At 71.5% G+C, this 14,050-nt stretch carries 11 protein-coding genes; 7 read left to right on the forward strand and 4 right to left on the reverse strand.

Annotation, left to right across the window (positions count from 1 at the left end):
* Positions 1-174 precede the first annotated feature (174 nt).
* Entirely contained in the window at positions 175-2,025 is a 1,851-nt protein-coding gene (locus ACIP9H_RS37960; protein WP_401963521.1) for an LCP family protein, read from the forward strand.
* 42 nt (positions 2,026-2,067) lie between these two features.
* On the opposite strand, the gene ACIP9H_RS37965 is transcribed toward ACIP9H_RS37960, so the two are convergent.
* Positions 2,068-3,108: a glycosyltransferase family 2 protein gene (locus ACIP9H_RS37965; RefSeq protein ID WP_401587894.1), complete on the reverse strand. Its 1,041-nt coding sequence runs from the start codon at positions 3,106-3,108 to the stop codon at positions 2,068-2,070.
* A 92-nt stretch (positions 3,109-3,200) separates the two neighbouring features.
* Between ACIP9H_RS37965 and ACIP9H_RS37970 the strand changes: the two genes are divergently transcribed.
* Entirely contained in the window at positions 3,201-4,640 is a 1,440-nt protein-coding gene (locus ACIP9H_RS37970; RefSeq protein WP_401587892.1) for an LCP family protein, read from the forward strand.
* A 6-nt stretch (positions 4,641-4,646) separates the two neighbouring features.
* Here ACIP9H_RS37970 and ACIP9H_RS37975 read toward each other — a convergent pair whose 3' ends face one another.
* Positions 4,647-5,189, reverse strand: coding sequence for an acyl-CoA thioesterase (locus tag ACIP9H_RS37975; RefSeq protein ID WP_401963523.1), 543 nt, complete (start codon positions 5,187-5,189; stop codon positions 4,647-4,649).
* 153 nt (positions 5,190-5,342) lie between these two features.
* Between ACIP9H_RS37975 and ACIP9H_RS37980 the strand changes: the two genes are divergently transcribed.
* Both ACIP9H_RS37980 and ACIP9H_RS37985 read left to right on the forward strand, forming a co-directional pair.
* Complete coding sequence (locus tag ACIP9H_RS37980) at positions 5,343-5,606, forward strand: DUF1876 domain-containing protein (RefSeq protein ID WP_360910957.1); 264 nt, start codon at positions 5,343-5,345, stop codon at positions 5,604-5,606.
* A gap of 118 nt (positions 5,607-5,724) precedes the next feature.
* On the forward strand, positions 5,725-6,963 hold the full coding sequence (locus ACIP9H_RS37985; protein ID WP_401587887.1) for an LCP family protein: 1,239 nt from the start codon (positions 5,725-5,727) through the stop codon (positions 6,961-6,963).
* A gap of 46 nt (positions 6,964-7,009) precedes the next feature.
* Here ACIP9H_RS37985 and ACIP9H_RS37990 read toward each other — a convergent pair whose 3' ends face one another.
* A complete protein-coding gene (locus ACIP9H_RS37990) occupies positions 7,010-8,062 on the reverse strand; it encodes an LCP family protein (RefSeq protein ID WP_401963525.1) in 1,053 nt (350 codons plus the stop codon).
* Between the two features lie 213 nt (positions 8,063-8,275).
* Between ACIP9H_RS37990 and ACIP9H_RS37995 the strand changes: the two genes are divergently transcribed.
* A complete protein-coding gene (locus ACIP9H_RS37995; protein ID WP_401587882.1) occupies positions 8,276-9,619 on the forward strand; it encodes a UDP-glucose dehydrogenase family protein in 1,344 nt (447 codons plus the stop codon).
* Positions 9,620-10,220: 601 nt separating this feature from the next.
* Here ACIP9H_RS37995 and ACIP9H_RS38000 read toward each other — a convergent pair.
* Positions 10,221-11,720 carry a peptide MFS transporter gene (locus ACIP9H_RS38000; protein WP_401587879.1) on the reverse strand — a complete coding sequence of 500 codons (1,500 nt, stop codon included), beginning with the start codon at positions 11,718-11,720 and terminating at the stop codon, positions 10,221-10,223.
* Between the two features lie 345 nt (positions 11,721-12,065).
* Between ACIP9H_RS38000 and ACIP9H_RS38005 the strand changes: the two genes are divergently transcribed.
* Complete coding sequence (locus tag ACIP9H_RS38005; protein WP_018559726.1) at positions 12,066-12,740, forward strand: response regulator transcription factor; 675 nt, start codon at positions 12,066-12,068, stop codon at positions 12,738-12,740.
* 59 nt (positions 12,741-12,799) lie between these two features.
* Positions 12,800-14,041, forward strand: a complete 1,242-nt coding sequence (locus tag ACIP9H_RS38010; protein ID WP_401587876.1) for an ATP-binding protein — start codon at positions 12,800-12,802, stop codon at positions 14,039-14,041.
* Positions 14,042-14,050: the final 9 nt, after the last annotated feature.

Consider the following 14,050-nt stretch of genomic DNA (forward strand, 5'->3'; position numbering starts at 1 on the left):
GAAGCGAAGGCCTGGACAGTTGTCGTCGTTATGTATCGTGACTCCAACCATCCGCGAGCATCTCTGTCGGACCCCACAGGGCTTTGACAGTCGCGCAGCTGAGAATCACCCACGATGCGCGGCGCCTCGGCGCAGCGGTCGACCGGAGTGTCCAGCGCGCCATGGGAGGCCTGAATGCGCCACGGCAGCGCCCCTGGGGGGCTCAACGCCCCTCGCGAACCTCATGAACCCGGGTGGGGCAACGCTCCGTACAGGGGCGGTGACGGGGCACCGTACATTCCGCAGCAGCCCTCGTACGGCGGCGGTTACCAGCAGCAGCCGCAGCAGCCGCAGGGACAGCAGCAGTACGCGCCCTACGACACCACGGCGTACCAGCCCTCGGCCTTCGACCAGGAGGTGTACGAGCCCGAGCCGTACGCCCCCGAGGAGGAGTACGGCGACGACTCCGCCTCCACCGACCCGCGGACCGGCGGGCCGGGTGACGGCGACGGCGGCGACGACGGCGCGGGGGGCCCCGGCGGTCCGGGCCGGCGCGGCAACCGCCGCCGCAAGAAGGGCAAGCGGCGTGCGCTGCGCTGGGTGGCGATCGTCACATCGCTCGCGATAGTCGGGTCGGCCGGCGCCGCCTGGGCCTACTACGAGCACCTGAACGCGAACATCCGCAAGGACGCTCTCAACCTCGGCGACAGCAAGGTCGACAAGAGCAAGGCGAACGCGGCCGGGCAGACACCGCTCAACATCCTGCTGCTGGGCTCGGACAGCCGGGCCTCCAAGGAGAACCAGAAGCTCGGCGGCGCCAAGGCCGACGCGAACCGCAAGCCGCTGGCCGACGTCCAGATGCTGCTGCACGTCTCGGCCGACCGCAGCAACATGACCGTGGTCAGCATCCCGCGCGACACCCGGGTCACCATCCCCAAGTGCACCGACCCCGACGACGGCACGGTCTACCCCGAGACCAGCGCGGAGACGATCAACGCCAGCCTCGGGCACGGCGGTCCGGGCTGCACCGTGGCCACCTGGGAGAACCTGACCGGCATATCCATCGACCACTTCATGATGATCGACTTCGCCGGCGTGGTGTCCATGGCCGACGCGGTCGGCGGCGTCCCGGTCTGCGTCAAGAGCAACGTCTGGGACAAGAAGTCCGGACTCAAGCTCACCGCGGGCGACCACACCATCAAGGGCCAGCAGGCGCTGCAGTGGCTGCGCACCCGCCACGGCTTCGAGGACGGCAGCGACATCGGCCGCACCCACGCCCAGCACATGTACATGAACGCGATGGTGCGCCAGCTGAAGTCCGGCACGAAGCTCACCGACCCCGGGGCGCTCACGGGCCTCGCGGAGAGCGCCACGAAGGCGCTGACGGTCGACACCGGCCTCGGCACGGTCAAGAAGCTGTACGACATGGGCAACGACCTCAAGGGCGTCCCCACCAGCCGCATCACGATGACCACGATGCCGTGGGGCGCCGACCCCGAGGACCCGAACGCCCACGTCGTGCCGACCCCCGCGGCGACGAAGCTCTTCACGCTGCTCCGCAACGACCAGCCGGTCGACGGCAAGGCGAGCCAGAAGAAGAAGCCGACGGCCACCCCGACCGCGAAGCCCGACGCCAAGGCGGACATCGCGGTCACGGTGGAGAACGGCACCGGCACGGCCGCCCAGGCCGCCGTCCCCGGACGGGCCAAGGCGATCTCCGACCGCCTCCTCGCGCTGGGCTTCACGCAGGCGGCCGCCGAGAGCACCCCGCAGTCGCAGTCCGGCTCGACGGTCACCTACCCCTCCGACGACCAGCAGGCGAACGCCCTGGCGGTCGCGAAGTCGCTGGGCATGCCGACGAGCTCGGTGAAGAAGTCCGACCAGGCCTCCGGGATCACGCTGGTGGTCGGCGCCGACTGGACGACCGGCACGAGCTACCCGAAGCAGAGCTCGTCCGACACCAAGGAAGTGCTGGACAGCGCGAACGCGCTCAACGCCTCCGACAAGTCGGCGTGCATGAAGGTCAACCCGTACTACCGCTGGTAGCAAGCGGAGGCCGGGCCCCCCGCCGGGGCCCGGCCGCGGGTGTCACGCGTCGGCGTCGGCCGTCGGCCGCACCGCGGGACGGCGGCTGGCGATGACCCGGCGGGCCAGCGAACGCGGGCTGGTGAGGAAGCCGAAGCCCCAGGACATGTGCATCGTGGCCAGCGCGACCGGGATCTGCGCCCGCGCCGCGAGGGGCAGACCCTTGCCGGCCGGCAGCGAACCCAGCGCGATGGCGGCCAGATAGCCGCCGGGGACCACGAAGCCCAGCGGGGTGACGGCCGCACCGACGACCACGCCCGCGGCTATCGCCAGGACGGCGCCGGGGGCGGCCAGGTAGCGCAGGTTGACCGACCCCTGGTGGTAGCGGGTGACGACACGGCGCCACCGGCCGTAGTCCTTGTACTGCTTGGCCAGCGCCCGCACGCTCGGCCGCGGCCGGTAGGAGACCCGCAGCTCGGGCGAGAACCAGATCAGGCCGCCGGCCTCGCGGATGCGGTAGTTCAGCTCCCAGTCCTGGGCGCGGATGAACTCCTCGTTGTAGCCGCCCTGCTGCTCCAGCACCTCGCGGCGGAAGACGCCCAGGTAGACGGTGTCGGCGGGGGCCGCCTGGCCGCCGGTGTGGAAGGCCGCGTTGCCGACGCCGATCTTCGAGGTCATGGCGGCGGCGACGGCGCGCTCCCAGTCGGTCTCGCCCTCGGCGTGCATGATGCCGCCGACGTTGGCGGCCCCGGTCTCGTCCATCAGCCGCACCGCGGTCTTGATGTAGTCCGGGGAGAGCATGCCGTGACCGTCGACCCGGACCACGACGGGGTGCCGGGAGGCCTTGATGGCCGCGTTCAGGGCGGCGGGGGTGCGGCCCGTGGGGTTGGGCACGGTGTGCACCCGGGGGTCCTCGCGCACGAGCTCGGCGGCGATCTCGTCGGTGCGGTCCGTCGAGGGGCCGAGGGCGATGACGACCTCCAGCTCGCCCGCGTAGTCCTGCTCCAGGATGTGCCGGACGGACGCGCGCAGATGGCGCTCCTCGTCGAGCACCGGCATGATCACGGAAACGGCGGGCGGCAGGTGGGGGGTCGCAGCGTTCACAGCCGCACACGTTACCGCGAACGGATGACAGCGGTGCGCGGGCCCGGGCGAGGCTCATACCGTAGGACGGTATGACTGCTTAACGTGCCTTTATGACCGCCGCTCGACGCCGCCCGCCGGCGCCCGCCGCCCGCCGGACCCCGGTGCGCCGCGGGATGCGCCTCCTCGGCGCGGTCTCGCTGGTCATCCTGACCGCCAGCGGGATCGGGCACGCCGTCCGCGCGCACATGGACAGCCGTCTCGCGCACGTGGACGCCCTCGGCGGGCAGAAGAGCCGCGCCGGATCCACCAAGGGCACCAACTACCTGATCGTCGGCACCGACCTGCGCCGGGGCCTCACCGCGGCCCAGCGCACCCGCTGGCACCTGGGCGGCCAGGCCTGCGACTGCGCCGACACGATGATGCTCGCGCACGTCTCGCGGGACGGCCGCCGGATCAGCGTGGTCGGCCTGCCCCGGGACTCCTACGCCGAGCTCCCCCGCCCCGGCAAGCTGAAGTGGGCGTACGGGGACGGCGGCCCCGCGCTGACCGTCAGGGCCGTCGAGAAGCTGACCGGGCTGCCCGTCGACCACTACGCCGAGATCGACTTCCGGCGCTTCATGAAGGCCGTCGACCTCGTCGGCGGCGTCGACGTGTGCACCGCCCACCCGCTGAGCGACCGCTACACCGGGATCGACCTGCCCGCCGGGACCGTCCGCATGAACGGCGGCGCCGCGCTCCAGTACGTCCGCTCCGGGTTCGGCCAGGACGCCATGGACGTGACCCGCATGGGCCACCAGCAGCGCTTCCTGGCGGCCCTGGTGCGCCGGGCGACCGAGACCGGGCTGCTGCGCAACCCGGCCAAGCTCGAACAGGTCGCCGCGGCCGCGCTCGGCTCGGTGCGCACCGACCGGCAGACCACACCGGACGACCTGATCTCGCTGGTCACCGGATTGCGCGGCGGCTTCGGCGTGGGGTCGCTGGAGTTCGCGACGGTACCGGTGGAGCCGACGCCCTTCCGGGTCCAGGGGGTCGGCTCGACCGTGCGCTGGTCGACCGGGGGCGCCAAGCGGCTCTTCGACGCCCTCCGGGAGGACCGGCCCTTGGCCGGCCCGGCCGCCGCCCCCGCGAGCGGGACGCCCGCGCCCTCGCGCAGCCCCGAGCAGGTGGACGTGCCGCCCGGCTCGATCCACGTCCAGGTCAACAACGGCACGGCCGTCACGGGCCTCGGCGCCCGCGCCGACAAGGACCTGCGCGGCACCGGCTTCCGCACCACGGGGATGCCGGGCAACACCACGCGGCACGACGCGGAGTACACCGTCATCCACTACGACCCGGGCTGGGACCGCTCCGCGGCCGTGCTCGGCACCGCGCTGCCGTACGCGGAGCTGCGGGCCGTGCCCGGGCTCGGGCCGGTGCTGCGGGTGATCGTGGGCGCCGACTACCGGGGCGTCACGCCGGTACGGGCCGGGGAGCCCGCCCCGGCACCCCAGCCGCGGCCGGAGCCGGTGGGCATCAGGCCGGTCCGGGGCGACCGCATGCTGTGCGGCTGACCGCGGTCAGTCGTCCAGCCCCTCGGCGGCCCGCTTCTGGCGCAGCTCCATGATCGCCCGGCGGCGGGCCAGCCGGTGCGTGCGCCGGATCTGGGCCTCCTGGTAGCGGCGGCGGTCCCGGTCGGTCTCCAGGACCAGTTCCGGCACGGACCGCGGCTTGCCCTCGGCGTCGACGGCGACGAAGACCAGATAGGCGCTGGCCACCTGGGTGCCCGGCCCCGACTCGTTCCAGCGTTCGGCGACCACCCGCACGCCGACCTCCATGGAGGACCGACCGGTCCAGTTGACCTGCGCCTGCACCTTGAGCAGGTCGCCGACCCGCACCGGCTCCAGGAACGCCATCTCGTCCATGGCGCCGGTCACGGCCGGGCCCTCGGAGTGGCGGCCGGCGACGGCCCCCGCGGCGTCGTCCACCAGCTTCATGACCACACCGCCGTGCACGGTGCCCAGGAGGTTCGTGTCGTTCTGGGTCATGATGTGCGCCAGCGTGATCCGCGAGGCGGAGGTCGGCTTGGCCGCGACGGGGTGCGGGGCAGGCTCTTCGAACATGGGCCCAGCCTATGCAGTGGCCCGCGGCGCCCTCCGCCCGGCACACCTTGCCCGGGGACGGGGCCGGGCGGATGCTGTCAAAGGGGGATGTTCCCGATGTTTTCGATGTCCGTGTTGAACCCGCCATCCGAGCCTGTCCTTGAGGTGAGCGCCATGGAGAAGACCTGGACGATCAAGCTGACCCTGGAGGAGGACGGCAACCGCACCGCCTGCACCGCGTCGCTGGCCGGCGACGGCGCCCCGGGAGTCGTGGGGCACGGGTACTCCCGGCGCAATCCCGGCGACGAACCGGACCTGCGCATCGGGGAGGACGTGGCCGCGTCCCGGGCCTGCTCCAACCTGGCCCACGAACTGCTGGAGCAGGCGGCCGGGATGATCGAGACGCACACCGACCTGCCCACCCACCTCACGGGATGACGCGGGACGGGCGCATTGGGTCACGGGGAAGCGGCAGTCCTGTGACCTTTGCATCAGCTCTGCTGCAGAAGCGGAACCGATCTCCTGCTCGGCCCTCGGAACGGGCACACTGCCGTACATGAACGCATGGCCCGACGGCTGGTCCGACAACAGGAACCAGCGGCAGCAGCAGACGCCCGAGCCCCCGCTGCCCCCCGAGCTCTCCCCGCGCCGCGCGGCGGCGGGCCCCGGCAGCGTCCCGCGCCAGCAGGGGTACGGCAGCCCTGCCGCCCCCGCGCCCGCCTACGGCGGCGGCGGGTACGGCGGCGACGGGGGTGACGGGGGCGGCTACGGCCCGCCCACGACCGCCGGCCGGCCTCCCCGTCCGGGCAGCCGCGCACGCCGGGTCAAGGTGACCCTGCTGGCGCTGGTGGTCGTCGTGCTCGCCTGGTCCATCGGCACCTACATATGGGCCGACGGCAAGGTGCGCCGCGAGGTCGACCTCGGCACGGTGATCGACCGGCCGGAGACCGGCAAGGGCACCAACTACCTGATCGTGGGCTCCGACAGCCGCGAGGGCCTGTCCGGCGACCAGAAGAAGCAGCTGCACACCGGCTCCGCCGCGGGCAAGCGCACGGACTCCATGATGATCCTGCACGTCGGCGACAACGGGAACTCGCTGATCTCGCTCCCGCGCGACTCCTACGTCACGATCCCCGACTTCAAGGGATCCGAGTCGGGCAAGACGTTCAAGTCCCCCGGGCAGAACAAGCTGAACGCCGCCTACTCGATCGACGGCCCGACGCTGCTGGTGCGCACCATCGAGTACAACACCGGCCTGCACATCGACCACTACGCGGAGATCGGCTTCGCCGGCTTCGCCAACATCGTGGACGCGGTCGGCGGCGTCGAGCTGGACATCCCGCGCAACATCGACGACAAGAACTCCGGCCTGCACATCAAGAAGGGCACCCAGACCCTCAACGGCGACGAGGCGCTCGCCTTCGTCCGCCAGCGGTACCAGGAGGCGGAGGGCGACCTCGGCCGGACCAAGAACCAGCAGAAGTTCCTGGCCGCCCTCGCGTCCCAGACCGCGACGCCGGGCACGGTGCTCAACCCGTTCAAGCTCTACCCGGTGATGGGCTCGGGCCTGGACACCCTGATCGTCGACAAGGACATGAGCCTGTGGAACCTGGTCTCGATGTTCTGGGCGATGAAGGGCGTCAACAGCGGTGACGGCCTGTCGATGAACATGCCGACCGCCGGCTCGATCAACACCAGCGCGGGCAGCTCCCTGAAGTGGGACATGCCGAAGGTGAAGCAGCTGATCTCCGAGCTGAAGAACGACGAGAAGGTCACCGTCACCCCCGACTCGTGAGCCGGGCGGGACGACCGGGGGCCGGGAAGCGGGCGCTTCCCGGCCCTCACGGCGTACTGGCGCCGAGCCGGTCCAGGGAGTGGCCCGCGACGTAGTCGGCCATGGTGTCGTTGCGCAGGGCCTCCCAGAGCTGGGAGCTGCCGCTCTCGTCGAGCAGCACGACCGACTGGCCCTTGATCATGTCGAGCCCGCCCACGGGCGCGTTCATGAAGACCATGTCGGACGCCCGGACGTCGCGCATCTTCCACATCAGGTCGCGCAGGTCGCCGTCGGAGAGCCGGTCGTCGACGCTGACCACCCCGGTGACCTGGTCCAGCAGGTGCTTGGCCTTGAGCGGGCTGCTCATCGTGGACGGGGTGAGCGTCTTGGCGATCACCGCGCGGAGGAAGGCCTGCTGGCGGTGGGTGCGGTCCAGGTCGCCGCGGGGCAGGTGGTAGCGCTCGCGGACATAGGTCAGGGCCTGGTCGCCGTTCATGTGCCGGCCGGCGAGGTCGACGCCGCCGATGGCGTCGGTCAGGGTGCGGAAGCCGCTCCAGTCGATGACGGCGAGGTGGTCGACCTTGACGTCGGTCAGCCGCTGCACGGTGTCGATGAGCAGCGGGGGACCGCCCCAGGAGAAGGCGGCGTTGAGCTTGGCCTTGCCGTTGCCGGGGACGCTGACCCAGCTGTCGCGGGGCAGCGAGACCACGTAGGCGTGCCGGTGGTCGGCGGGCAGGTGGACCAGCATCATGGTGTCGCTGCGCTGGGCGCCGCGCTTCCACTCCGGCGCCTGCGCGTCCTCGCCGGTGGTGGGCAGGTCGGAGCGGGCGTCCACGCCGACCAGAAGGAACGTTTCGCCGCCCTTGGCGGGAGCCGGCTGCTCGCTCTCGGGCACATTGGTGGGAAAGGCGTTCGGGATCCGGCTCACCTTGCCGGTGTAGTGGTCCACCGCCCACCACAGCGTTCCCGCCACCGCGACCACCCCCGCCGCCAGCAGCGTCAGCGCCGCCAGCAGGACCCTGCGGGTGCGGCGGCGCCGCTTGCGGCCGCGCGCGGCCTCGTCCCCGTGCGTTTCCTCAACAGCCGTGTCCTTGTGACCGACCGGATCCGTCGTCGTCACGCCCCACCCCCACACTGTGCACCCGCTCCCCACGCGTGCGTACGGGGCATTGTGGCGCGCCGAGGCCGTCCATGGCCATGCCCATGGCACCCGTCCCGCCACACGGGCACCACGCCCCCGCCAACCCCGACGCACCGGGCGGACGGGAGGACGTCACCCCCCGCGGTTATGCTCGGCAGCACAGACCGGCCACCACCAGGGGAGGGAGCCTCCATGGCCCTCAAGCTCACCGTGATCGGCACCGGCTATCTGGGCGCCACGCACGCCGCCGCGATGGCGGAGCTGGGCTTCGAGGTACTGGGGCTGGACATCGACCCCGCCAAGATCGAGACACTGTCGGCGGGCCGGGTCCCCATGTACGAACCGGGCCTGGAGGAACTTCTGGGCCGCCATGTCGCGGGCCTGCCCGGCGCGAGCGGCCGGCTGCGCTTCACCACGTCATGGGAGGAGGTCGCCGCCTTCGGCGACGTCCACTTCGTCTGCGTCAACACCCCGCAGAAGCACGGCGAGTACGCCTGCGACATGAGCCACGTCGAGTCCGCCTTCGACCTGCTCGCCCCGCACCTGACCCGACCCGCCCTCGTCGTCGGCAAGTCCACGGTGCCGGTCGGCAGCGCGGCCCGGCTCGCCGGGCGGCTGGCCGAACTCGCCCCGGTGGGCGACCGGGCCGAACTGGCGTGGAACCCGGAGTTCCTGCGCGAGGGCTTCGCCGTCGAGGACACCCTGCACCCCGACCGGATCGTCGTCGGCGTCGCCTCCGAGCACGCCGAGAAGCTCCTGCGGGAGATCTACGCGACCCCGGTCTCCGAGGGCACCCCGTTCGTCGTCGCGGACTACCCCACCGCCGAGTTGGTGAAGACGGCGGCGAACGCCTTCCTCGCCACCAAGATCTCCTTCATCAACGCCATGGCCGAGGTCAGCGAGGCCGCCGGCGGCGACGTCATGAAGCTCGCGGAGGCCATCGGCCACGACGACCGGATCGGCAAGAAGTTCCTCCGGGCCGGCATCGGCTTCGGCGGCGGCTGCCTGCCCAAGGACATCCGGGCGTTCATGGCCCGCGCCGGCGAACTCGGCGCCGACCAGGCCCTGACGTTCCTGCGCGAGGTCGACTCCATCAACATGCGGCGCCGGGCCCACATGGTCGAACTGGCCCGCGAGGCCTGCGGCAGCGGCGGCTTCCTCGGCAAGCGCGTCGCGGTACTGGGCGCGGCCTTCAAGCCGGACTCGGACGACGTACGGGACTCCCCCGCGCTCAACGTCGCCGGGCAGATCCACCTCCAGGGCGGCCAGGTCACCGTCTACGACCCCAAGGCGATGGACAACGCCCGCCGCCTCTTCCCCACGCTCGGCTACGCATCCAGCGCGCTGGAGGCGGTACGCGGCGCCCAGGTCGTGCTGCACCTGACCGAGTGGCAGGAGTTCCGCGAGCTTGACACGGGGGCGCTGGGGGCCGTGGCGGGGCAGCGGCACATCATCGACGGGCGCAACGCGTTGAACGCTGCCGTGTGGCGGGCGGCGGGGTGGACGTTCCGGGCGATGGGCCGCCCCAACGCGTAGCCCTGGCGGGCGGCATGCGGGCCCCTGTCGCTTCCGGTCCGGCGTTCCCTTTTCCCCCGCCCTCCCGCCCGTGTGCCCTGTGAAGTCAGGGCGCCCCGACGCCAGTTGTGGGGGGGGGCCGGGTTCGGGGCCTCCGGGGCTGCCATTCTGGACAGCACATTTAGGTGCCTCAGGCACCCTCGGCTGCGTGCCCCCGGGTTGTGCACCCAAATATGCTCCACAGTCCAGAACGCCACCCCTCCGACCCCGCCCCCTCTGTTTCGTATCGCGCCTGATCCCCGGTGGGTGGGTAGAGACGGCACCGTGTCCGGGCACCCATTGGCGCAGCGCCAACAAAGTGCGCAGCCGTCACCGCCAACAGACACCCCACCGGCCGTAAGTCGCCCCAACGACCCCGGGAGGGGGTGCGCCGGGGTCCGCCCGCAGGCGACGAGCGGCGACCGCGCTGCACAGCACGTTGGCGTAGACCGCGAGCGCCGAGGACGGACTCCGGAGCGGCGCCGACCCCACAACGCACGCAGCGCGGGGCCCGCACATACCGCGCCGGGCAATCGGGCGGGCGGGTGGGGGAAAAACCCAGGCGGCCAGCGCAGCGGAACCGCTAGTGCACGTCGCCCATCAGGGCGACCACCCGCTTGCGGTACAGCACGAACGCGACACCCGCCGCCAGCGCCACGCCGCCCTGGATCGCGAAGGCCGTCTCCGACAGGAACCCCTCCCCGATGACCAGCTGAAGGATCGCCGCCACGCAGTCGCCCGCCGTCACGGCGAGGAACCACAGGCCCATCATCTGGCTGGCGTACTTGACCGGGGCCAGCTTCGTGGTCACCGACAGGCCCACCGGGGACAGGCACAGCTCCGCGGCGGTCTGGATGAGGTAGACCACGGCGAGCCACAGCGGGGTGACCCGGGTGTCGCCGGAGGCGGCGGCCTGGGCCAGCATCATCACGACGAACGAGGCGCCGATGCCGACGAGGCCGAGCGCGAACTTCACGGTGGTGCTGGGGTTCTTCCGGCCCAGCTTCATCCACAGCAGGGCGAAGACCGGGGCCAGGGCCATCACGAAGAGCGGGTTCAGCGACTGGAACCAGCTCTCGGGGAAGTGGAAGCCCCAGAGCTTCGACGCGGTGTGGTCGGAGGCGAAGACCGTCAGGGTCGAGCCGGACTGGTCGTAGATCATCCAGAAGACGGCGGCGACGACGAAGAACCAGATGTAGCCGGTCACCTTGGTCTTCTCGTCCGAGGTGAGCTCCTGGTCGCGGCGGATGCGCATGAAGTAGTACGCCGGCAGCGCCAGGCCCAGCAGTGAGAGCGGCCACAGCACCCAGTTGATCGTGAAGTGGCCGGTGAAGGTGACCACGCCGTAGAAGACGACCGCGGCGGCGAGCCAGAGCAGGGCCTTCTTCATCAGTCCGGCGCGCTCGGCGGTGTCCAGGGGGGTGGGGACCACGCTGGAGACCGGCGCGAGGTGCTTGGTGCCCAGCAGGAACTGGCCGAGGCCGAGGCCCATGCCGACGCCGGCGAGGGCGAAGCCCAGGTGCCAGTCGACGTTCTGGCCGACGGTGCCGATGACCAGCGGCGCGAGGAAGGCGCCGAGGTTGATCCCGATGTAGAAGATCGTGAAGCCGCCGTCGCGGCGGGGGTCGTTCCGGTCCGGGTAGAGCTGGCCGACCATCGTGGAGATGTTGGACTTCAGCAGGCCGGAGCCGACGGCGATGAAGACCAGGCCGACGAAGAACGAGGCCCGGACGGGCACCGCCAGGAGGAAGTGGCCGATCATGATGATCGTGCCGCCGATGGCGACCGTGCGGCGCGGGCCCCACAGGCGGTCGGCGAACCAGCCGCCGGGCATGGCCAGCAGGTACACGGTGGCGGTGTAGACGCTGTAGATGGCGCCGGCGGTGGCGGCCTTCATGCCGAGGCCGCCGTCCGCGACCGAGGCCGTCAGGTAGAGGACGAGCAACGCCCTCATGCCGTAGTAGCTGAACCGCTCCCACGTCTCGGTCATGAAGAGTGTGGCCAGGCCGCGGGGGTGGCCGAGGAAGCTGCCGCCGGAACTGCTGTTCCGTGCGGCGAGGCCCTCAGTCAGGCTGGACGCCATGGGCTTTCCTTGCTGCTCGGGACGCGCCGCGCGAGGGGGGCGCGCCCGGGTGGGGGGTGACCGGCACCGGCGCACGCGAAGGCGCGCCAGGATCCACGGCCACCGCCTTCCCAGGCGGCGGCCCCGGCCTACAGGTCGATGACTGATGCTGGTGGGGACCAGCCCCGCAGCAGTAGGGCCCATCGACGCCACATGAACGTCAAAGGTCCCACGGGGGAACTGATGCGGGCTTTTCGTTACTTTATGACAGCTTCACATGTGTTATATGGGGCGACTTGAGACGCGTCTCACAGCACGCACGGCCCGCCCGGCGTGCGGTTTCTCCGAGCGGACTACCATCAGCGCATGACCCGCGTACTGCTCGCCGAGGACGACGCATCCATCTCGGAACCGCTCGCACGCGCGCTGCGCCGCGAAGGGTACGAGGTCGAGGTGCGTGAGGACGGACCGGCGGCGCTCGAAGCCGCCCTGCTCGGCTCCTTCGATCTGTTGGTGCTCGATCTGGGGCTGCCCGGAATGGACGGGCTCGAGGTGTGCAGGAGGCTGCGCACCGAGGGCCATGGATTCCCGGTGCTGGTGCTGACCGCCCGCGCCGACGAGGTGGACACGGTGGTCGGCCTGGACGCCGGCGCCGACGACTATGTGACCAAGCCCTTCCGGCTGGCCGAGCTGCTGGCCCGCGTGCGGGCCCTGCTGCGGCGCGGCACGGCGGAGGCCCAGCATCCCTCGACCCAGGGGGTGCGGATCGACGTCGAGTCGCACCGCGCCTGGATGGGCGACGAGGAGCTGCAGCTCACGGCGAAGGAGTTCGACCTGCTGCGTGTGCTGGTGCGGGACGCCGGGCGGGTGGTCACCCGTGAGCAGCTGATGCGCGAGGTGTGGGACACCACGTGGTGGTCGTCGACCAAGACGCTCGACATGCACATCTCGTGGCTGCGCAAGAAGCTGGGCGACGACGCGGCCGCCCCGCGCTACATCTCCACCGTCCGCGGTGTCGGGTTCCGGTTCGAGAAGAACTGAGCGAACCGAACACGATGCCCGCGGACCTGTCCGCCCCGGAAAGCTGAGACGCTTCAACCATGCGCCGCCGTCTCATCCAGTCCACGCTCGCCGTGGTGCTCGTCGTCATCGCCGTCTTCGGCGTCTCCCTGGTCATCGTGGAGACCCGGACGATCGAGAACAGCGCCAGGGAGAGCGTGGACTCGGAGGCGGTACGGCTGATCGGCATCGTCGAGAGCCGGATCATCGGCGACGAGCGGATCAGCCGCGCGGTGCTGTCCCAGCAGATCGCGCCGGACCGCTACGCGCGGGTGACGATCCCGGGCGAGACCCCGATCGTCATCGGCACGCGCCCGACGGGCAAGGTGATCTCCTCCCGGCAGACGGGCGAGCACGGCGAGACCGTCGTCGTCCAGGAGTCACGGAGCAAGGTCAGCCAGGAGATCGGCCGCACCCTGCTGATCATCCTCGCGGTGGCGCTGCTGGCGGTGCTGGCCGCCGTGGTGCTGGCGGTGCGGCAGGCGCGGCGGCTCGGCAGTCCGCTGACCGATCTGGCCGAGACCGCGGAACGGCTGGGTTCGGGCGACCCGCGGCCCCGGCACCGCCGCTACGGGGTGCCGGAGCTGGACCGGGTCGCCGACGTGCTGGACCGCAGCGCCGAGCGGATCGCCCGCATGCTGACCGCGGAACGGCGGCTGGCCGCGGACGCCTCGCACCAGCTGCGGACCCCGCTGACCGCGCTGTCGATGCGGCTGGAGGAGATCATCGCCACCGCCGACGACCAGGAGACGGTCAAGGAGGAGGCGACGATCGCGCTCGGCCAGGTCGAGCGGCTGACCGATGTCGTGCAGCGGCTGCTCACCAACGCGCGCGACCCGCGGACCGGTTCCGCGGTGGTCTTCGACATCGACGACGTGATCAAGCAGCAGGTCGAGGAGTGGCGCCCGGCCTACCGCAGCGCGGGGCGGGTCATCACCACGGGTTCCGACCGGATGCGGGCGGTGGGCACGCCGGGCGCGGTCGCGCAGGTGCTGGCCACCCTGCTGGAGAACGGGCTGATGCACGGCGCGGGCACGGTGGCGATCTCCACCCGCGTCACCGGAAACCAGGTGGTGGTGGAGGTGACGGACGAGGGCCAGGGCGTGCCGCCGGAGCTGGGGGCCCGGGTCTTCGAGCGCACGGTCAGCGGGCGCAACTCCACGGGCATCGGTCTGGCCGTCGCGCGGGACCTGGCCGAGGCGGACGGCGGCCGGCTGGAACTGCTCCAGCAGCGTCCGCCGGTCTTCGCGCTCTTCCTGGCCCGCCAGGAACCGCCGCTGTGACGTCAGGGG

Origin of the sequence: Streptomyces sp. NPDC088732, from assembly GCF_044751205.1 — a bacterium.
Taxonomy (GTDB): Bacteria; Actinomycetota; Actinomycetes; order Streptomycetales; family Streptomycetaceae; genus Actinacidiphila.